Below are 20,939 nucleotides of genomic sequence, written 5' to 3' on the forward strand. Positions count from 1 at the left end.
TTAGCTTGCTGCTGAGGATATGCATCTTACGGTATATATTGCTGCACCATTTCGACGATAAGGCCGTCCTTCACCGTAATATGGAAAGGAAAGTCGCGGACATCGATCCATTCGGTATTCTGGAGAATGTTCTTGAATTGCTCCAAAGAAACCAACTCGCCCCAACGAATATCCATGTCCTCCACATCCCCCGTACGGTCATAGATCTGCATGAGGATTTTGACATCCTGCGCCACCTTGTAGCTAGTCAGCTCATGATCCTCATTTACGATATAGTATCCGTCCGGCGGCCCATCAATTCCTGCGTCCGGTTCATGCTCCAGAAAGGCCTGTTCAGCGGCCTCCCCTTCGTACCACTGGATTTCATCCGCAACCAGCTCATGTTTGCCGTTCGCCACAGTGTTCAACTGCTCAATATACACGACCTTGGTGTCAGGCGTCTGCTCGACCGGCGCATATCGCGGCTCCGCTGCCCCCGAACTGGACGTACTAAACGAAGACATCACGACGATAAGGACTAAAGGGATCATTACAGCCAGCCATTTTTTCAACATTGCGTTCTCCCGCCTTTCAAGTCTTCGAGACATATATAGTTCAAAGTCTATACCCTTTTATAACCATTTTCAGGTCGTTCAAACTAAAATGAAATGATTTCATCCTAATTATATGTTTTGGCGGGAGCAAAAGGGTCTCAATTATGTTAAAAGGGATGACAATATTTTATTTATTTCATTCATCAATGCGCCGGAAAAAACGCCAGCTGGACGATGAAGATGAACCCGAAAATGTAGAGCAGCGGGTGAACCTCTCTGCCCTTCCCGCTAACGAGCTTCAGAACCGGGTAGGTAATGAAGCCGACCGCAATTCCCGTGGCGATGCTGGCCGTGAGCGGCATCATTAACAGAATGGCGAAGGCCGGGAAAGCCTCGTCGAATTTTTTCCATTGAATTCTTGCCAGCCCTTCCATCATGAAGCAGCCCACGATAATAAGCGCCGGCGCCGTTATTGCCGGAAGCGAGGATATCGCCCCAACAAGCGGGGAAATAAACATGGACAGCGCCAGCAAAACTGCCACAACGAGCGAGGTCAACCCGGTTCGCCCGCCTGCGGCCACGCCCGTGGTCGATTCGATGTAGGCCGTCGTCGGGCTCGTCCCGAACAACGAGCCTACGGTCGTTGCAGTCGCGTCGGCAAGCAGAGCGGACTTGGCTCGCGGAAACTCGCCGTTCTTCATCGCTCCCGTCTGCTCGGCTACTCCGATCAACGTACCGGTCGTATCAAAGAGCGTGACAAGCAGGAAGGCGAACACCGTCGCATACAACCCCTGGCTGAATACGCCGGGCACATCCATGTCAAAGAACACGGGAGCCGGCGGGGAAGAGACAAAGCCGTCAAAGGTCAGCTGATGCGTAAAATAACCAACCAGCGCAGTAAGAGCCATCCCGATGAACAGCGCTCCCGTAATTCGCCGTGCCAGCAGGATCAAGGTAACAAACAGGCCGAAGATCGTCAGCAGCGTGACGGAGCGGTGCAAATCCCCAAAGGTCACCAAATTATCCGGATTCGCTACAACGATACCGGACATCCGCAACCCAAGAAAAGCAATGAACAAACCGATTCCTGCCGTAATCCCGAATTTGAGCGAATCGGGAATGGCGCGGATCAGCGCTTCCCGCAGCGGCGTCAGGCTGAGCAGCAGAAACAGAATCCCGGCGATAAATACCGTACCAAGCACCGTCTGATACGTTAGCCCAGTAGAAGCAACTACGCTCGTAAAATAAGCATTAAGACCCATACCCGGTGCAATCGCAATCGGGTGTTTGGCGAACAGCGCATAAAGAGAGTACCGACGACCGCAGAAATGACGGTAGCCATGAAGACTTGCTTGAATGGAATCCCTGCCGCAGAGAGAATAGCCGGGTTGACGACCAGGATATACGCCATAGCCAGAAATGTCGTGATGCCGGCCAGCACCTCGGTCTTGATGTTCGTTCCGTGCTGCTCCAGCTTAAAATATTTATTCAGAGCCTTGTTCATATCAATCATAGTTCTCCCTTCTGTCAAAAAGGCGTTATGTATTAGTATTAACCATTTTGAACCTCCCTTATTTTCCAGTGATCGCGCTTGTTAGTCAAGCCTGATCCTCACGTTATCCAAAGGATTGTTCTCAAATTCACAACTAATATAGTATAATCTCATTAACGAGATTTAATAGGCCGTTCGAACTATAGACACGAACGAACCCTATTATCACCGAACAGACATACGAAGTTAAGTTAAAAGGAGCCCAACTATGATGACTAGTAACGGTAAGCAGCAGAAATTCGCCCTAATTACGGGGGGCAGCCGAGGCATCGGCAAAGCGATTACGCTGGAGTTCGCCAAATCCGGCATTCATGTCATGATCAATTATTATGGCGATGACAAGGAAGCAGCCGATGTAAAGCGGCAAGCTGAGTCCTATGGCGTGCGGGCAGAGGTGTTCCATGCGGATGTTAGCAACTCGGCCCAGGTCAAGGAGATGTTCGCGGCGGTTGACGAACATTTCGGAAGGCTCGATATTCTGGTGAACAACGCAGGCATTGCCCAGGCGGTAAAAGTAACCGAGATGACCGATGAACAGTGGGATCGCATGCTCAAAATTCATCTTTACGGCGCCTTCTATACTTCCCGCGAAGCAGCGTCCCGCATGCTGGCCCAGAAGGCCGGAAAAATCATTAACGTCACTTCCGACCTGGCCAGGCAAGGAAGTGCGGAGCTAGCGCATTACTCGGCCGCAAAGGGCGGCGTCACTTCACTGACGAAATCGCTGGCAAAAGAGCTTGCTCCTTTTGTGCTCGTGAATGCCGTGGCGCCGGGCGGTACCTTCTCCGATGTCCGATCATCGCTCGAGGAAGGAACGCAAAGCGGGGATTCCCGTCATCTGCTAGGCCGGTTGGCGTTCCCTCAGGAGATTGCGAGATCGGTGATGTTTCTCGCTTCGGACGATGCCAACATATACACCGGGCAGGTGCTGGGTGCTAACGGAGGCAGCGTGATGAACGGGTAATACGACATTCATGCCGAGCTTATTGCAGGTTCGGGTTATAGATCAATCCAAAATCGGGTACATCGCGATCGAGAGATGTTACCCGATTTTTTGTCGAGACCGTTTATTTTTGCAGAAAAAGAGGGAGAGGAGAAGACATGATCCGGGTTTGTTCGACTGGAGTGGACATTGCACAGGCCGATTTCATTTTTCAAAATAAGATAACCGTTAGTTCAGCCCAAATAGAAACAATGTTCCATAACCGAGCACCGTCAAACCGACCGACCCGAGCAGCCCTGCCCAGAAAGGCTTAATCCCCAGCCGCCGGAATACAGCCAGATCGACCCCGAGCCCCAGCCCGGCCATGGCTACGGCAATCAGCAAATAAGCGGCCGCAACGGTCAAGCTGGCTACATTGCCGGGAATAACCCCCAGCGTATTCCCTCCGCTCATGAGAAGAAATCCAAGGATAAACCAGGGAATTTGAATCTTCTGTTGGGTCTCCTCCGCCTCTGGCTGGGCATCACAGCTTGCCGATTGCCGAGTCTGCCGTTCCTTGCGGCGCATCCACATGCCCAGCCCAAGCGATACCGGCACAAGCATGGCTACCCGCGCCAGCTTCACGACAACAGCGATATCCTCGGCTTCTCTTCCTCCAGGCGCTGCTGCGGCGATGACATGAGCTATTTCGTGCAGCGTAGCTCCTGCGAATACCCCGTAGCCGTGAGCGGACAGACCCAACAGCGGATATAGAAGGCTATAAATTAAAGTGAACAAGGTGCCCAGAATAGCAACGACAGCCGCTCCGATCGCAGTCTCTTCGTCTTTGGCCTGTACCTGCGGCGCTATGGCGACGACCGCGGCAGCTCCGCATATCGCGGTTCCGCAGGCGGTCAAAAGCCCAAGCTGGCCGGAAATCTTCATCCATTTCGCCAGGCTGGCCACAACGGCGATCGTAAATGCAATATGGAGCACCGCCATAACAAGCACTTTTGGACCTGCTTGAATAATACTTTGTAAGTTAAGCCTCATCCCGAGCATAATAATCCCGAGACGAAGCAATTTTTTGCTGGAAAAGGAGACGCCGCCCGCGATCCGCTCGGGAACGCCGACGGCCGCCCGCCAAACCAGTCCAAGCATAATGGCGATCACGAGATGTCCCATTACGCCTAGCAGCGGCAAGCAGGATAAATACTTCGCCGCCACAGCCAGCAGCACGGTTAATCCGATGCCCTGCACAAAACCGATGCCCTGTCTCCGTTTGAACGGTACAACTTTCGTCTGTGACTGTACAGTTTGTGCCATGAAAATCACTCCAAGACTCGTATTGTCGAAACAGCGCTGATTCATGTTTACTATAAATCCATGTACACCGGATGTGAAATACGAATCTGCTATCTGAACCATAAGCAGGACTGATGATTCGGGCGCTATCCTATTTCCCTGGTTCAAAACGAAAGGATCATGGTACCGGATAGATTGAGACTCATCTCGAAGAAGGCTACAATGGGATTATCGAAAGGGGAAGTGAATATGATCGTCGACACCCTGCGTGTCTTTGTTACGGTTGCAGAACAACGTCATTTCTCAAAGGCCGCAGAACTTCTGAACATGTCCCAGCCTGGCGTAAGCCAGCATATTCGCAATATGGAGAACGAGCTCGGCACGAAACTGATGCTGCGCTCACCCAAGCAGGTGAAATTGACAGAGGAAGGAACCATCCTGTACCGGAAAGCCAAACAGATTTTAAGCCTGTACGAGGAAGCGAAGCAGCAAATCCATTTGCTGCATGAAGTGGTAACCGGCTCGATTCAAATCGGCGCCAGCTTCACGATCGGGGAATATATTCTGCCTCGGCTTCTCGCTAAATTTGCCGGACAGTATCCGGAGGTCGATCTTCAACTGACGATCGGCAATACGGAGGAAATCGTGGCGGGAATCCGCTCCAACGATCTCGATCTTGCGCTCGTAGAGGGCACTGTGGAAGAACATCCTGATTTGATCATCACTCCTTACATGCAGGATGAAATGATCGTTGTGGCGGCGAGGAATCACCCGTTAGCTGCGGCAGCGGCATTGGAGCCGGCTGACCTGGCCAATCAAAATTGGATCATCCGCGAAATCGGTTCGGGCACCCGCGCCTTTAGCGATCATTTCCTGCAGGCGAACGGATTGACCGCCAAGCGGTCCTATGTATTCAATAGCAGCCAGGGCGTGAAAGAGGCGGTATCGGCAGGCCTGGGGATTGCCGTACTCTCGCGCCTGGCCGTCCGCAAGGAGCTGGGGAACGGTGAGCTCTGCGAGCTGGCGGTAAACGGACCGGCCATGAAGCGGGAGCTGTCCGTCATTCGCAACAGACAAGGCTCCCTCACCTTGGCGGCGGAGATGTTCCAGCGGGAGGTACAGGAGCGGCAACAGGCGGCGGAATGGACCTGCGATTTACCCAAACTGGCCGACCATCTCTAAGCTCAAGGCATACGCCAGGTTGCCAGCGGGCGCAGGAAGCCTCCTTGAGGACTGGCCCCTACTCCGCTGTCCTGTTCCCCTCGTTCTCCACGTAGTATTTGAGCATGGACAGCTTGTTGTCCCAAAATTGCTCAAAGTAATTCAACCAATACTGCAGCTCCTGCAGCGGCTCCGGGTCAAGACGGTACCTGGTCTCCCGGCCTACCTTCCGTTCCCGGACCAGCCCGGCTGAGGACAGGACATGCAGATGCTTGGATACGGCGGTACGGCTCATCGGAAAGTGTCCGCTGATCTCCTTGACGGGCATTTCCTGCCTGCTGAGCAAACTCAGCAATTGCCGGCGGGTCGGGTCGGCTATGGCCTGGAACACATCGTACTTCGGGGCTTCCGACATGCTCAGCCTTCCACGTAAGAGGCCAGCTTCTGCACCAGTCCGCCCCAGCCTTGGTCCATACGGGGACGCACAATGGAATGAGCCTCTCCGAACTCCGTAACCTGATCGGCGCTCCAGCCGCTATGAATCAGCGTGAACTCCGTTTGCCCGCCTGCTTCTACCAGCTCAAAGGACAACGTCCAATCTTTCCCCCATGTAAAAGAAAGCCGATGCGGCGGCTGAATCTCCGTCACCTTGCAGGGCGAGTTGCCAAATGGTCCGGCATTCAGCACGAATTCGAACCCCTCCTTCGGTTCAAAATTGTTTGGCATAAACCAAGCAGCGATTCCCTCCGATGTGGCCACAGCCTCCCACACTTTGCCGATGGGTGCGTTCACTACAATCGTGCGCCGTATATCCGGAAGCGATCCGCCGTTTGTTTGTTGGTCTTTGTTCATATCCACACTGCTCCTTATCGATTGTTGAATTTATCTCTGCGCATAATATGAAACCTTTTGGTTTCCAATTCAATGGTATGACACCCAAAGGTTTCGTGTCAAGCGCCAGATTTTACACCTTATCATGCCCGTCCCGCAAAAAGTCACCCCTGCTGTACTCTTGGTCATTCTCCGGTTCGAAGCCGAAAATAAAAAAGGCCGCACCTACTATGAAAGCAGATGCGGCACTCAGGCACATTACAAATATGACAGTTACTTCACCTTGATTTCCAGCAGCCTTGCCGTCTCCGGCTGCGGCAGAGCGACCTGGAGGACGCCCTCCGCTTCGTTCCACTGCCAGCTGCAATCAAATCCCTGCGGATAAGCGCAGTGAATCTCCAGCGCCTGGCCCTGCAGCTGCGCCAGAGGCAGGCTGATTTCGGCGGATTCGCCGCGAACGCGCCAGATGGCCAGATAAACGCTGTCCTCATGGCGCATCCCCAGGCAGATCCACTCATCCTGCTGCTTCGGCAGCCCTAACGGCCAGAAAGGCAGCGCCCGCGGGATATGATGGCGGATCGACTTATAGTAATCGAGCGCCTCTTTGACCAGCTCGCGGCGGCGCGGGCTTAGTTCGGCGAGATGTCCGCTTTGGTGCACCCGCAGCAGCAGAGCATTCACCATATTGAACACGACTTCCTCATCGTCGCCCTCGCGCAGCGGGTAAGACCAGATCGCCGATTGCTCCGGTGTAAGTGCCGAAGGCGACGCTGCCGCAATAGCCGCGTAATTTACGTAATTCTCCTGATCGCTCGTCGACTGGATGCTGTGGCGGCTTAGCATGGCGTAATCCATCCGCATGCCGCCGCTGGAGCAATTTTCGATGACCAGATCGGGATACCTTGCAAAGATCCGGTCCAGCCAGGCCAAATATGCCCGATTGTGCTGAAGCAGTCCATCGCCGAAGCTATCGGCATCCTTCTCGGTGCCGATCCCCGCATTGATGTTATAGTCCATCTTGATGTACCCTACGCCGTAATCCTCTACGAGCCGGCGGATCACTTCATCCGCATGGGCGATGACCTCGGGATTCCGGTAATCCAGCTGGTAGCGGCTCCGATCCTTCACCCGCTTCCCATGACGCTGGAAGAACCAGCCGTCGTTCGTATCCTTGAGCTTCGGACTGTTGATTCCCATAACTTCAAGCTCGAGCCATAAGCCGGGAACCATTCCCTTGCCGCGGATATAATCGAGCACGTATTTAATCCCTTCCGGGAACCGTTCTGCAGATGGGAGCCACTCGCCTACGCCGTCCCACCATTCGCCGGAGGCGTACCAGCCGGCATCAATACAGAAATATTCGCAGCCTACGTCCGCTGCCGCATCGATCAATGGCAGCAGCTTCTCGGTCGTCGGATCGCCCCAAAGGCAATTCATGTAATCATTGAAAATAACCTGCAGCTGGCGGTTGTCTTCATTTGGCCGTCGAATCAATCGGCGGTAATGCGTCAATTGCCCGACCGCCTCGTCGACGGAACCTTGCACGGCCCCAACCGCAACCGGAACCGAACTGAAGGTTTCGCCCGGTTTCAGCGAAATCCACCAATGGTTGTCGTGTTCAGTCGGTCCGCTGATCAATAGCGTCAGCAAATCGGACTGCTCGATAATTTCCCAGTGCCACGAGCCGTTATGCTCGATTTGCCAGAACAAGGCTGTTCCCGCCTCGCCATTTTCCAGGATCGCCATCGGAACATGCTCCGCTGCGGACCAGGAGCCGGTATTGCTGCAGGACACCCGCTTGGAGCCCCTGTCGATCAAATGCGACATGCCCAGCTCCGGCAAGCTGTATGTCCGCCATTGCAATTCACTCTGCCAGCCGTGGTGCGGAATCGATAGGCGCATCTTATCGTCCCGAGCCCCTGCGCCTTCCTTATCCACGCCGGTCAGCGCGAAGCTGGAGACGTATTCCACGCCTACGGGCTGTAAGCCCTGATTGATCAGCTCAACCCAGCAGCGGACAACGGCCGTCCCGTCATAGAATTGGAAATGCTGAACGGCCTGCAATGAAGTGGCCGGGTCGTTCAAGACCACTTCCAGCTTGCGACCGTGAATCGTCCGCTCGTCCCGATGTGTCTCATATTGCAGGCGCAATCCAGGATAACTGGCCCGGTGCGTTCTCCCGTGATATTCATCCCGGTCTTCACCCGTCAACTGCAGCTCGAGCAGCCGGAAACCTTTCTTATGCGCATCGCTTAATCCGCTAATGCTGCCCTCTACAGCCGGCCAAGGCGCAGCACCAAAGTGAAGGAATAACACATCCCGCTCGTCCGTTAACTCGAATACCAGTTGCAGCCCGTTTTCTTCAATCGTAATGATCTGACTCACCGTAACACTTCCTTTCATTTGTTCTCCGTTCATCTCCTAGATAAAACTTAACTCAGCACCGGGGAGTGCTGAGTTAAGAAAGGGAATATTAGGGTACGCCAAGTTATTCTGCAGATCCAAGTTGGATCCAAGCTTTTTGAATTTCGTCGATGATTTTCTCTTTGGACTGATTTCCGCCAATGTATGCCTGCATTAGTTCACCGAATTTTTGATGGAACGTATCCAGCGAGTAGTTGACGGCCAAGTCTCCAGATGGCTGTACTTGCAGTATTTCATCCATTTGTTTAGGCATATCCAGGTCTGGCAGCGGAGCATCCTTGATTGGAGGGATAACCTTCGCTACGCTGGAGAACCAGTTCTTACCGTAATCGGAAGTATACAGCCAGTTGAAGAATTCAACCGTTTCTTTAACGACTTTAGAATCCTTGTTAATGCGCAGAGCTTGATCAGCACCGGTAATAATTGTAGCTTGCTCCGCTTTATCGCTTACAGGATAACCTGCGATTCCAATTTTGATGTCCGGATTGATTTTCTTGATCGCTTCTTCGTCCCATGCGCCTTTACCTGTCATGAACGCTGCTTTGCCGGAAGCAAAGTCGCTAACTTGGGCGTTGCTGTCGCGCTCAAGCGGCTTGTCCGTTCCATGTTTGATTGTCGTATCGATGAACTCGAAGAAGTTGTCGGCCAGAACCGGATGCTCCGCGAACGTTGTTTTGCCGGCGATGAAGCTGTCGACCAAATCCTTCGCGCTCATGCTGGCATCCTGAGCTGCCGCATCCACGAAATGCTGGAAGATATGCTTCCATACCCACCACTCTTTATAAGCGTTGGCAAAAGGAGTGATGCCTTGCGCTTCCAGCTTGGCAATCGCATCTTGCAATTCCGCTGTAGTTGCAGGCACTTCCGTAATGCCGGCTTGCTCAAGCAGATCCTTGTTGTAGATCAGGGTGAACAGGTTGCCTTTGACCGGAAGGCCCAGCACTCTGCCGTCGGAGGAAGACATGTTCGAACGAACAGCATCCGTCATTGCTGCAGCTAGCGGCTCACCCGTCAAATCTGCACTGTACTCTGCAAAAGTATCGATATCTCCGCCGGCTGTCGTCTGGAATACGTCCGGCGTGCTGCCTGCCGCGATTCTGGACTTAAGAACCGTGTTATAGTCAGCCTGCATGATTTCGAGGTTGATCGTTACGTTAGGCTTCACTTTTTTGTACTCTTCGATATAAGCATTAAATGCATCTGTATATTCTGGAGAAGCCGTAAACATATTAATCGTTACCGGGTTGGAAGAATCGCCATTTCCGCCTTCCCCTGCCGCGCTGTTCGCTCCATTGTTGGCTGCCTTGTCGCCGCCGCAAGCCGATAGAAGCCCCATCAACAGCACCAGACTGAATGACATGGCCAAAAATTTCTTCTTCATAAGTTTTTTGCCCCCACTTTCATTGGTTAGTATGTCTATGAGACTATTCTAATGAAATGGGCTCTTGATGAAAATGTAGATAAGTGGCAACTTGAGGGTAAAAAAGTGTAGTCCTCCCCCTGTTCACTTTTTCCCCCCTTCCTGCCTGGTCCGGTATTCAGAAGGCGACACGCCGTAGTAGTTGCGAAATGCCTTACTGAAATAATTCTTGTCCTTATAACCCAGCATCTCCGAAATCTCCTGGATTTTCAGGGAAGGATCGTCCAGAAGCACACAGGCCTTCTCCATTCTTACCTTCTGCATATACTCATGAATTCCGAACCCGAACTGCTGCTTGAAGAGCTTCATTAAGTACTCCCGGCTCAGGAAATATTTCTCGGTAAACATGGAAATTTTAATATCCTCGAAATAATGCTGGTCGATGTATTCCTTAATATCCTCGATATGGAAGGGCCGGTTAACGGTCATCGACTCCCGGATCTGCTCACTGTAATAGTCCAGAATGCGATGAAGCAGCTGCTCGTATTCGTCTGTTGTGCTGAAATCCCCGCTTAATCCCACCGCATCAAGCGAGCTGCGGGATCCGGTCGCGGGGAGCTTGGCGGAGGAAACACCCAAATCCAGCGCCATATCGTTGAACAGGACGATAATATCGCGAATCATCCGCTCGGCTTCTCCCAGTGTGAAGCTGTCGGCCTCTTTGATTTTCTTCGTAAAGTCTGCGAAAACGATCCTGGCATGATTCATATTTCCGGATTCCAGGGCAGTTCTTAGAATAGGCATCCGGCTAGTCAAAGACATCGGCTCTGGCGTTCCTGCTCTCTCCTTGGCGCCAAACACGGTTGTCCCTTTGAGCCTATGAAGGTCGATAGCCATAATCGAGGAGCGCGCTTCACCGTAAGAATCGGCTAACTGCGTAACCTCTTCGTACACACGCCCAATCCCTGCCGCTGATACGATCCCGAACAAGTCGCTTAGCGTATGCCCAACCTTCTTCATCAAATAGTCGGCACGGAAAGCAAGGTCCTCCGGATATCCTCCTTGCATCGTAAAAATCGCGATGATTTCCCTGTCCTGCTTCGGATTAGGGAAGCTGAAGCACATGTCATCCTCCGTCGCTACCTCGTTAATTACATTCGCCACGGCGAAATAGAGCAGCTCCGTGTCCCGGTTAAAGCGCTTGTCGCGGACATGCTGCATATTCAGAAGCTGCAATACGAGCGCGCCAAAACGGTTATCCTCCTTATCGGCACCGATGAGCGGAAGGAACGCTTGGTTGCTCTGCTTCTTGAAGCCCCGCCCGAGGATGGACAAATAAATTTTCTCCTTCAATTTAGGTAGGGACATATTAAAGGCGATATTCCGCGTAATTAGCTCGCTATGCGTCTGCCGCTTCGCCTGCAGCACATCAATCGCCTTGCGCAGCGCTTGATTCAGATCCTGGCGGTTAATCGGCTTCAGCAAATAATCAGCGACCTTGGAATGGATCGCCTGCCTTGTAAATTCGAAATCATTGTAGCCGCTAATGACGATCGTCAGCAGTTCGGGATAATCCTGCTCCACAATGCGCAGGAACTCCACCCCGTTCATCTCCGGCATCTTCATATCTACCATCACGAGATCGGGCTGATGCTTCTTTAACATGTCCAGCCCGGCAACACCATTCGTAGCCTCCCAAATCTCCCCGACCTGCAGTCCTTCCCAATCGCCCAATATTTTAATGGCCTCGCGCAGCGGCTCCTCGTCGTCAATGATGAGTACTTTATACATGTCCTACGCCTCCCCGCGGTATCCTCATCGTCATTTCCGTTCCTGATCCATCGCTGTGGATGGCAAGTCCCGATGGATCGCCATACAGCAGCTTCAAACGGGTATTCAAATTTTTCAGGCCGATATTCTCCCCTTCTTGCTCTTCCCACTCTACTTCAAATGTATGCAATATTTGCTCCAGCCTGTCCGGAGATATGCCTGGACCATCGTCATACACCGATATAATGGCATGGCTCTCGCTCACCGTGGCCCGAACGACAATCGTAACCGGCGTGGACACCTTCTCCACCGCATGCTTAATCGAATTCTCGACCAGGGACTGGATGGACAGCTTGGGAATTTGCAGCTCCATTAGCGATTCGTCCCACTCGATATTTACCCGAAGGCGGCTGCCGAATCTAGCGCTTTGGAGCGCCAGATATCTCTCGATATGCTTGAGCTCTTCCCTAGCGTATACGATATCTTTGCCGCTTATGCAGTACCGCAGCGTCAGCGCCAAAGCGTCCACCATATCGGCCACGTCGTCGTTTCCGCTCTTCAAGGCCTTCGTAGATATCGCCTGAAGCGCATTGTAGAGGAAATGAGGGTTAATTTCCGCCTCCAGCGCCTTCAGGATCGCATTTTTCTCGACCAGCTTCATGCGATAGCGTTCATTGATCAGATCATTTGTCCGCCGCACCATCTGATTGAAATGCATCGTCAGGTAAGCTATCTCATCATTGCCCTGCACGGGGGCCTCCGCATCAAACGTCCCTTCGCTGAACCGCCGCATATGGCGCGAGAGCCGATTTAGCGGCCTGGTAATGGCATTTGAAGTCAAAGTAACGAGAATGACCGATATGACCAGAAAAATAAAGCCGATCAAATAACTCAAATTCCGTGCTTTCGTAGCTGCTTCATAAATGCTGCTGTATGGGATCGGCTTGATCAGCTTCCAGCCGTCCTGCTGCCCCACGTCATACACGACGAGGTACCGCTTGTCCCCATCCGACCAAGTGACAGGGCTTCCCGAATCATCGCCAATGTTCTGGAACCAGTCGGCCGAGCTGATCGCCTCATAAACCTCCAAATCATCCATGTGAAATGGAACGTTGTCCGGATCGAGGTACATGAGATGTTCTCCCTCTTCGAACGGAATGTCGCTTATAATGCTGTCCTTCACTGTCGGCTTCAGGTAGAACGATAACACCGCCCGCGGCTCCCGCGAGGCAATTGAGCGCAGCACGCGGTGGTAGCCCATGAATTCCGGCTCGGTAATCATCGTATATCCGCTAGTCGCATCCGGCAGGACGAAGGATTGGAACGAACGGTTCTGCGGACTGTTCATCGCCTCCTTGTACCACGGCTGCTCATCGATGCCGCCCTGATAACCGGATCTGACCGTTATATTGTAGGCCTCGCGGCTAATCGAATAATATTTTTGCTGATCGATCAAATACAAATAAATGCTCTCCAGGTCCTTGCGGCTGTAGAACAAATCCCTTAAATAATCTTCGAGATACATTCTGGCCGCATAATCATTGCCCTCTTGCATGACAGCCCGAATAATCTCGTCATATTTGTTGTGGGGCAGCGAGAACTGCTCGATCCCGTCCAGGTAATCCTCCAGCTTCTGATTTACCAGCATCAGGTTGTTCGTCGTACTGGCCATGCTGTTGCTGACCGATTCCTTCTGGAGCATTTGATAGGAAATGACCGTAAGCGATCCCACGATAAGTATAATAATGGATGTAAAAAGCAAGTTTAGCTTATTGACTAATTTGCGAGACATTCGCTCAATAAGCGATTTCATAGCTGCGGTTAAACTTTTGATCATCGCTGTCCCGTCCCCCTACACGTGCTACAGTTTACCTTTTTACCCTTAACTGTTTTCTTATGTCCATTTAGACGCGTCCGCCCCTGAATTATAATTATTATAGCCGAAAACGACAGAGTGTATAGAAATGTCTGCTCTCTTGTCTGTATAAAATACGTTGCGAAAAAGAGGTGCGACTATGTTCAAATTGGGGAGAAAATGGGCTGAACGGTTGGAATTTGGCGTTTTCACACTGCCTGTTCTAATAAGCGTAATAGCCGTGTTCTATTACCCGTTTATGATGACGATTCGCTATTCCTTAACGAAGTGGAATGGAATATCCAAAAACCCTAAATTCATAGGCTTGGACAATTTCAAGCAAATCTTTAGCGGCGATGCCAACTTCATGAATGCAAGCTGGTTCACGATTAAATATGCGATTTTGTACATCGTGATCGTGAACGTGCTGGCCATTCTGCTGGCGCTTGTTCTGGATATGAAGATGAAATCAACAACCTGGCTCAGAGCCGCATTCTTCATTCCTTATATTCTCAGCTTGGTTATCGTTGGTTTCATTTGGAAGTTTATCTTCATGCAAGGCTTCGAATCACTCGGGGCAAGCACAGGCTGGGGCATATTCAAGCTGAGCTGGCTCGGGGAACCAAATCTGGCCTTCATCTCCGTCCTGCTGGTCTCGATCTGGCAGTCGGTCGGTTTCTATCTCGTGATTTACATCGCCGGTCTGCAATCGGTGCCGGATGATATGAAGGAAGCAGCTACAGTAGATGGCGCTGGTCCAGTCCGCCGCTTCTTCAGCATTACGCTGCCTTTGCTGGCGCCTTCCATCACGATCTCCGTGTTTATGGCGCTGACGAACTCCATCAAAGTATTCGACGTCATCCTGTCCCTCACGGGCGGCGGTCCTGGCGGTACGACCTACAGCGTCGCTTACGATATATACCGGGATACGTTCCAGAATAACCTGTATGGATACGGTACGGCCAAAGCGCTTATTCTGTTCGTAGCCGTACTTATTATCACTATGATTCAATTGACGATCTTCAAACGCAGGGAGGTTGAGGCATAATGAAGAGCAAGAAGGCAGGCCGCATCGTCTTTGAAATATTCATGGTCATTCTCTCGCTGCTGTTCTTGTATCCTTTGTTCTTGACCATCATCAACTCTTTGAAGAGCTTCTCCGAAGTCATGACGGACGTGATCGCTCTTCCAAAAAGTTTGGCCTTCGAGAACTACAGCTATGTGTGGAAATACATTAACTATCCAAGATTGTTCCTGAACAATACTGTCATCACGGTGCTTGGCCTGGCCGGGATCGTCCTGATCTCTTCCATCGCGGCGTATAAGCTGGCCAGAACAAAATCCAAGATGAGCAACCTGATTTATTTCATCGTGATCATGCCGATGCTGATTCCGTTCCAATCGATCATGCTCTCCGTGCTGCAAATGGCGAAGAACTTCCATCTTTCGGACAGCACCTGGGGCCTCGGCATCCTGTATTGGGGGTTCGGCGCACCGCTGGCCATGTTCATTTACCACGGCTTCGTGAAGGGGATTCCCAATGAGATTGACGAGAGCGCAACGATCGATGGCGCTTCCGGTTTCCGCCTGTTCTTCCGGGTGATCTTCCCGCTGCTGAAATCGGTAACGACCACGATCATCATTATCGACGTCATGTGGATCTGGAATGACTTCCTGCTCCCGCTCCTGATGGTCAACGGCTCTCCAACCACGAAGACATTGACACTGGCCGCCTATACCTTCGTAGGGCAGTACACCTCGGACTGGCAATATGCCATGACGGCGATGGTGATGGCCGTACTGCCATCCATTATCGTGTTCATGTTCCTGCAGAAGCACATTGTGAAGGGCGTTGTTGCCGGTGCGGTGAAAGGTTAAGCATTCATAAAAGAGCGCCGGGCCTGCGGTTTTGATCCGCATGCCCGGCGCTCTTCTTTTTTCCTGCTTCCAGCTATAAAGTTTCGAAAAAAAGATCCTAGCCAGTATATCGGCGGGATTTTTGAGATATTTTATAGCGTATGGCTCTTTAGTTAGTTTGCTAGTTCTCATCCTCATACTAGGCCGCTTTCACGCAGGCATCCGGTTTGATACAATTCAAGGAAAGATCATCACAATGAAGAGAGGCTGATTCCCGTGAGAGACGAAATCATCAACCGCTTTACTTCCTATGCCCGAATCGACACGCAATCCAATGAAGACAATGAGATTTGCCCGTCTACTCCCGGTCAACTTACTTTGGCCAGACAGCTGGTACAGGAACTGCAGGAGATCGGCGTGGAGGATGTCAGCATGGACGACAACGGCTATGTTATGGCCACCCTGCCGGGTAACACGGTTAAAGACGTGCCTACCATCGGCTTTCTAGCCCACCTGGATACGGCAACCGACTTCTCTGGCGCCAACGTACAGCCGCAAATCGTAGAGAATTACAGCGGTGGAGACATTCCTTTAAATGAAGCCGGAAATATCGTATTATCCCCCCGGGATTTTCCAGAGCTGCACAAATACAAAGGCCATACTTTGATTACGACAGACGGCAACACTCTGCTGGGCGCGGACGATAAAGCGGGGATTGCCGAAATTATGACCGCGATGGCTTATCTGATCCAGCATCCTGAAATCAAGCATGGCAAAATCCGCGTCGCCTTTACGCCCGATGAGGAAATCGGAAGAGGGCCGGAGCGCTTCGACGTAGCGGCGTTCGGCGCGGAGTTCGCTTATACGGTGGACGGCGGGCCCTTGGGCGAGCTGGAATTCGAAAGCTTCAACGCCGCTATGGCGAAAATAACGTGCAAAGGAGTTAATGTACATCCGGGCACGGCCAAAGGAAAAATGATCAACTCGGCCAAAATCGCCATGGAATTTCACGCCCAGCTTCCAGCCGGGGAAGCGCCTGAGCATACCGAAGGCTACGAAGGCTTCTACCATCTCTCTTCAATCAAGGGGGACGTAGAGGAAACACGGATGCAGTATCTCATTCGCGATTTTGACCGCCAGCAATTCGAAGCCCGCAAGGCCAGAATGGAGAGCATCGCCGATGAACTGAGGGCCAAGTATGGCCATGACAAGCTTGTCCTGGATATCCGCGATCAATATTACAATATGCGCGAGAAAATCGAGCCAAACATGGAAATCGTGAATGTCGCTGCCGAGGTCATGAGAAATCTCGGGATTGAACCTGTCATGACCCCGATCCGGGGCGGCACCGACGGCTCCCAGCTGTCCTACATGGGATTGCCCACGCCCAACCTGTTTACCGGGGGCGAAAACTACCACGGCAGATTCGAATACATCTCGGTCGACAATATGGTTAAAGCCACCGAGGTCATCATCGGAATTATCCGGCGGTTCGAGGAAAGAGCGCAGTCTTAATGGGCTGCGCTTTTGCGCGGCGGATTTATCCTGCCGTTTGTACATCGCTGTACGCACAATGTACGATAACACTTTAAATTTTGTGTAAAAAGAGCTATTCTAAATGTTCAACAGCCTAGGCTGCCATTTATTACTTATATGGGGAGGTACTCCATGAAAATCAGGGTATCTGCAGTACAATATCATCTTCATACGATCCGCTCCTTCGAGGAGTTTGCCGACCAATGCCGGCATTACGTAAGAACGGCCGCAGAATACGACGCCGAGTTCATTCTGTTTCCCGAATTTTTCACCACGCAATTAATGTCGATCGGGAACGAGCACGGCCAGGCGTTGACCATAGACAAACTTCCCGATTTTACGGAGCAATATTTGGAGCTCTTCACGGCACTGGCCAAAGAGAGCGGCACCCATATTATCGGAGGAACCCATGTCGTACGCAAAGGCGGCAAGCTGTACAATACAGCGCATTTGTTCTATCCTGACGGCAGGATCGGGGAGCAGCCCAAGCTGCATATCACCCCAACGGAAGTGAAGGAATGGAATATGAGCGCAGGCGAGGGGCTGCAGGTGTTCGAGACGGACAAAGGAACAATCGCCATGCTCACCTGCTACGACATCGAGTTCCCGGAAATCGTGCGGATGGCCAAAGCCAAGGGTGCGGACGTCATTTTCTGTCCGTCGTGCACCGACGATCGCCACGGCTTCCACCGTGTTCGCTACACGAGCCATGCCCGAACGATTGAGAACCAAATCTATGTTGTCCTTACCGGTACGGTCGGTGCGCTGCCGACGGTCGACTTCATGCGTGCCAACTTCGGACAGGCCGCGGTCATTACGCCGAACGATATTCCGTTCCCGCCGCAGGGGCTGCTGGCCGAAGGCGAGATCAACCATGACATGATCGTGACCGCCGACCTGGATCTGGAGCTGCTCTATCAAGTGCGCGAAAGCGGATCGGTCACAACCTGGCGGGATCGGCGCACCGATTTATACACGGATTGGACATAACCGATTGCTTTGCGTATTAAGGAGGGCTGTATATGTATCGTAAGGAGCTGTATGTATTTGACGGGAATCGCCCTGTCCCGGCCGTCATCCGGAATTATGGCCCAGAGGATTTTCCCGGCCTGATTGCGGTGCAGCAGGAAAGCTTTCCGCCTCCCTTCCCGCCGGAACTTTGGTGGAATACGGAGCAGCTCAGCAATCACGTCAGACTGTTCCCGGAGGGGGCGCTGTGCATTGAAATCGACGGAGAAATCGCCGGGTCGATGACGGGACTTCTTGTAACAAACGAAAGCGTCCAGCCGGGTCATGCCCATACGTGGGAAGAGGTAACGGACGGCGGTTATATCCGTAACCATGATCCTCATGGAGGTACGCTGTACGTGGCGGATATTAGCGTTCGTCCCACGTACCGGAAGCTGGGACTGGGCAAGTGGCTGATGCTGTCCATGTACGACGTCGTTGTCCAGCTCGGGCTCGACAGACTGCTTGGCGGCGGGCGAATGCCCGGATATCACTTGCATGCCGGGGATATGACGGCAGAGGAATATCTCGAAGCCGTTGTCAGCGGCAAGCTGAAAGATCCAATCATCACCTTCATGCTTCGTTGCGGCCGCACGCCGGTTGGTGTCGTCCCGAACTATTTGGAAGACGAGGAATCCTGCCATTACGGTGCTTTGATGGAATGGCGCAATCCTTTTAAAAGATAAATAATCTAGAATAATAGAAGCCGATTAGGAGGTTCACACATGGAATATCATCGCATTACGAACATTGAAGATCCCCTGTTCCGCAGCATGCACGAGCTAATGCAGGAAGTGTTCCCGCCAGAGGAAGTACTGGAATTCGACCTATGGAAAGAGCCGCTGGAAGACCCGGGCATTCGCGTCTTTGTCGCCGTGCATGAAGGCAAAGTGGTGGGCGCTACGGAATACCGTTATTATGAGGATTTTAACGTGGCCATGACGGACTTTACGATTATCGGACGCTCCGGGCTTGGGATTGGACCATTCCTGGCGAAGCAGCGGAGCAAAGACTTGGAGAAGCTGGCTGCCGAGAACGGCGTCAAGCTGCATGGCATGTTCGCGGAGATTTACGACCCTTACCGGGTAGAAGAGCATGAGTTCGGCGGCGTGAAGCCGATGGACCCTTTCGTGCGCCGCGAGGTACTTTCGCATCTGGGCTACAAGCGCCTCGACTTCGAATACGTGCATCCGTCCTGGAACAATGACGGGGAAGCCGTGACGGGGCTCGATCTGTGCTTCCTGCCTACCGACGACGAGCAGGACCGGCTGTCGGCCGAGCTGATCGTCAGCTTCCTCAAGCGTTATTACGCTGTGCTGCCTAACCGGCCACAGTCCTGGTATGCCATGGTGGAGCGTTTGGAAGGTCAAACCGAAGTAGCATTGCTGCCGCTATAATAACGATCTTTGTATTTTCCCTTAAAAACACGAAAGACCCGTTCCTGTTCGTATCAAGCGATACGGGGAACGGGTCTCTTCGCTTTATGCATTTCATCGAAGCCATGCTCAATGGGAGCCGTAGATTAGGCTTACAGCGTTAACCCGCCGTCGACCGTAACCAGCGATCCCGTCATGTAACTGGAGGCGGAAGAAGCCATAAAGGCGACCACCCCGGCGATTTCCTCAGGTTCAGCCGGACGCCCCATGCGCATATTCGAGATTTCCTCAGGTACATAGCCACCCTCTTGGAAGGACTTCGCCACGTTTTGAGTCAATGGGGTTTTTACGCCTCCAGGACAAATCGCGTTAACGCGGATACCCTGCTTCACATATTCCATGGCTGCCGACTTGGTTAATCCGACAACCGCATGCTTCGTAGCCGAATAGATGCCGGCGCTGTGTTCGCTGCGGATGCCTGCCGTTGACGCAGTATTCAGAATATGACCGCCTCCCTGCTGCTCCATCACCTTCAGCACATATTTCATGCCGAGGAAGACGCCTTTCAAGTTGACGGCCACCAGACGGTCGAATTCCGCTTCCTCCACGTCCGCGGTCTTCGCGAATTTCTGCACAACCCCGGCATTGTTGAAAAAGAAGTCGATCCGTCCGTAAGCTTCCACAGCCTTATTTACGAAGTTCTGAACATCCTCGCTTTGAGCCACGTTGGCTTGGACGAATATCCCTTCCCCGCCCTGCGACTTGACGAGCTGCAGTGTTTCTTCCCCTGTCTCCGCATTGAAATCCACGAGAACCACCTTGTAGTTCGCCGCCAGCTTCAAGCTGGTGACACGGCCGATTCCGCTGCCGGCTCCAATTTTGACATGAAACGACACTCTCCTTGATGATTGTAGTCTTGGATATTATGAGCTTGTCTTGTCAACTTCATATTCAGCATGAACGACGTGTCACGAATTTTTTACTTCGCAGCATACCCGCCGTCGATCGGCAGCTCGATCCCCGTAATATAGGAGGACTCACCCCCCGCCATTATTAATCATGTGCGGGATGACATGCTTCTGTCCGAGAAATACGCTAGTTACGTTGATGGACATCGTCTTCTCCCACTGCTCGATTGTAAGCTCCAGAAATGGTGTCGCGTTCGATACCCCGGCATTGTTGACCAGGATATCGATTTTGCCGAATTTTGCGATCGTACCTTCGACCACGCGAGCCCAATCCTCTTCGGAGGCTACGTCATGCGTGAAGCCGATCGCCTCCCCGCCGTTCAGCTCAATTTCCCGGACAACCTCCTGAACTTTATCCTCCTGGATGTCGGAAATGGCCACCTGGCTCCTTCTTTGGCAAAAAGGAGAGCGTCCGCCTTCCCCATCCCTCCGGCTGCACCTGTAATGATAGCAACTTTATGGTCTAATCTACCCATGATGG

General features: G+C 52.3%; 17 protein-coding genes and 2 pseudogenes. 8 read left to right on the forward strand and 11 right to left on the reverse strand.

Annotated features, from left to right (window positions below; all coding sequences use genetic code 11):
* Positions 1-26 precede the first annotated feature (26 nt).
* Positions 27-554, reverse strand: a complete 528-nt coding sequence (locus tag QNH46_RS23020) for a hypothetical protein (RefSeq protein ID WP_283926185.1) — start codon at positions 552-554, stop codon at positions 27-29.
* Positions 555-736: 182 nt separating this feature from the next.
* Positions 737-2,037, reverse strand: a pseudogene (locus QNH46_RS23025) (NCS2 family permease).
* A gap of 259 nt (positions 2,038-2,296) precedes the next feature.
* Between QNH46_RS23025 and QNH46_RS23030 the strand changes: the two are divergent.
* On the forward strand, positions 2,297-3,049 hold the full coding sequence (locus tag QNH46_RS23030; protein ID WP_283926186.1) for an SDR family NAD(P)-dependent oxidoreductase: 753 nt from the start codon (positions 2,297-2,299) through the stop codon (positions 3,047-3,049).
* A gap of 207 nt (positions 3,050-3,256) precedes the next feature.
* Here QNH46_RS23030 and QNH46_RS23035 read toward each other — a convergent pair whose 3' ends face one another.
* A complete protein-coding gene (locus tag QNH46_RS23035) occupies positions 3,257-4,333 on the reverse strand; it encodes a YeiH family protein (RefSeq protein WP_283926187.1) in 1,077 nt (358 codons plus the stop codon).
* 228 nt (positions 4,334-4,561) lie between these two features.
* On the opposite strand from QNH46_RS23035, the gene QNH46_RS23040 reads away from it, so the two are divergent.
* On the forward strand, positions 4,562-5,494 hold the full coding sequence (locus QNH46_RS23040) for a LysR family transcriptional regulator (RefSeq protein WP_283928532.1): 933 nt from the start codon (positions 4,562-4,564) through the stop codon (positions 5,492-5,494).
* A 58-nt stretch (positions 5,495-5,552) separates the two neighbouring features.
* On the opposite strand, the gene QNH46_RS23045 is transcribed toward QNH46_RS23040, so the two are convergent.
* The 6 genes from QNH46_RS23045 to QNH46_RS23070 form a co-directional block, all read right to left on the reverse strand.
* Positions 5,553-5,888: an ArsR/SmtB family transcription factor gene (locus tag QNH46_RS23045; protein ID WP_213591270.1), complete on the reverse strand. Its 336-nt coding sequence runs from the start codon at positions 5,886-5,888 to the stop codon at positions 5,553-5,555.
* Between the two features lie 2 nt (positions 5,889-5,890).
* Positions 5,891-6,325, reverse strand: coding sequence for an SRPBCC family protein (locus QNH46_RS23050; RefSeq protein WP_283926188.1), 435 nt, complete (start codon positions 6,323-6,325; stop codon positions 5,891-5,893).
* A 252-nt stretch (positions 6,326-6,577) separates the two neighbouring features.
* Complete coding sequence (locus tag QNH46_RS23055; RefSeq protein ID WP_430691859.1) at positions 6,578-8,689, reverse strand: alpha-galactosidase; 2,112 nt, start codon at positions 8,687-8,689, stop codon at positions 6,578-6,580.
* Between the two features lie 103 nt (positions 8,690-8,792).
* A complete protein-coding gene (locus QNH46_RS23060) occupies positions 8,793-10,109 on the reverse strand; it encodes an ABC transporter substrate-binding protein (protein ID WP_283926190.1) in 1,317 nt (438 codons plus the stop codon).
* Between the two features lie 123 nt (positions 10,110-10,232).
* A complete protein-coding gene (locus QNH46_RS23065) occupies positions 10,233-11,879 on the reverse strand; it encodes a response regulator transcription factor (protein ID WP_283926191.1) in 1,647 nt (548 codons plus the stop codon).
* Entirely contained in the window at positions 11,872-13,695 is a 1,824-nt protein-coding gene (locus QNH46_RS23070; protein WP_283926192.1) for a sensor histidine kinase, read from the reverse strand. Before QNH46_RS23070 ends, QNH46_RS23065 begins: the two co-directional genes overlap by 8 nt.
* A 178-nt stretch (positions 13,696-13,873) precedes the next feature.
* On the opposite strand from QNH46_RS23070, the gene QNH46_RS23075 reads away from it, so the two are divergent.
* The 6 genes from QNH46_RS23075 to QNH46_RS23100 all read left to right on the forward strand — a co-directional run bounded on the left by QNH46_RS23075 (position 13,874) and on the right by QNH46_RS23100 (position 19,511).
* Entirely contained in the window at positions 13,874-14,761 is an 888-nt protein-coding gene (locus QNH46_RS23075) for a carbohydrate ABC transporter permease (protein WP_283926193.1), read from the forward strand.
* Positions 14,761-15,591, forward strand: a complete 831-nt coding sequence (locus QNH46_RS23080) for a carbohydrate ABC transporter permease (RefSeq protein WP_155612269.1) — start codon at positions 14,761-14,763, stop codon at positions 15,589-15,591. The genes QNH46_RS23075 and QNH46_RS23080 overlap by 1 nt, the downstream gene beginning before the upstream one ends.
* 255 nt (positions 15,592-15,846) lie before the next feature.
* Complete coding sequence (gene pepT / locus QNH46_RS23085) at positions 15,847-17,085, forward strand: peptidase T (protein WP_283926194.1); 1,239 nt, start codon at positions 15,847-15,849, stop codon at positions 17,083-17,085.
* Positions 17,086-17,238: 153 nt separating this feature from the next.
* Positions 17,239-18,096 carry a carbon-nitrogen hydrolase family protein gene (locus QNH46_RS23090; protein ID WP_283926195.1) on the forward strand — a complete coding sequence of 286 codons (858 nt, stop codon included), beginning with the start codon at positions 17,239-17,241 and terminating at the stop codon, positions 18,094-18,096.
* Positions 18,097-18,128: 32 nt separating this feature from the next.
* Positions 18,129-18,800 (forward strand): GNAT family N-acetyltransferase, encoded by a 672-nt coding sequence (locus QNH46_RS23095; protein WP_283926196.1) that lies wholly within the window; start codon positions 18,129-18,131, stop codon positions 18,798-18,800.
* 39 nt (positions 18,801-18,839) lie between these two features.
* A complete protein-coding gene (locus tag QNH46_RS23100; protein ID WP_283926197.1) occupies positions 18,840-19,511 on the forward strand; it encodes a GNAT family N-acetyltransferase in 672 nt (223 codons plus the stop codon).
* Between the two features lie 131 nt (positions 19,512-19,642).
* On the opposite strand, the gene QNH46_RS23105 is transcribed toward QNH46_RS23100, so the two are convergent.
* The gene (locus QNH46_RS23105) at positions 19,643-20,386 is read right to left on the reverse strand and encodes an SDR family NAD(P)-dependent oxidoreductase (protein WP_283926198.1); all 744 of its coding nucleotides are present in this window, start codon (positions 20,384-20,386) and stop codon (positions 19,643-19,645) included.
* 144 nt (positions 20,387-20,530) lie between these two features.
* Positions 20,531-20,934, reverse strand: a pseudogene (locus QNH46_RS23110) (SDR family NAD(P)-dependent oxidoreductase); the annotation flags it as partial.
* Positions 20,935-20,939 lie beyond the last annotated feature (5 nt).

It is taken from the genome of Paenibacillus woosongensis, from assembly GCF_030122845.1.
Lineage (GTDB): Bacteria > Bacillota > Bacilli > Paenibacillales > Paenibacillaceae > Fontibacillus > Fontibacillus woosongensis_A.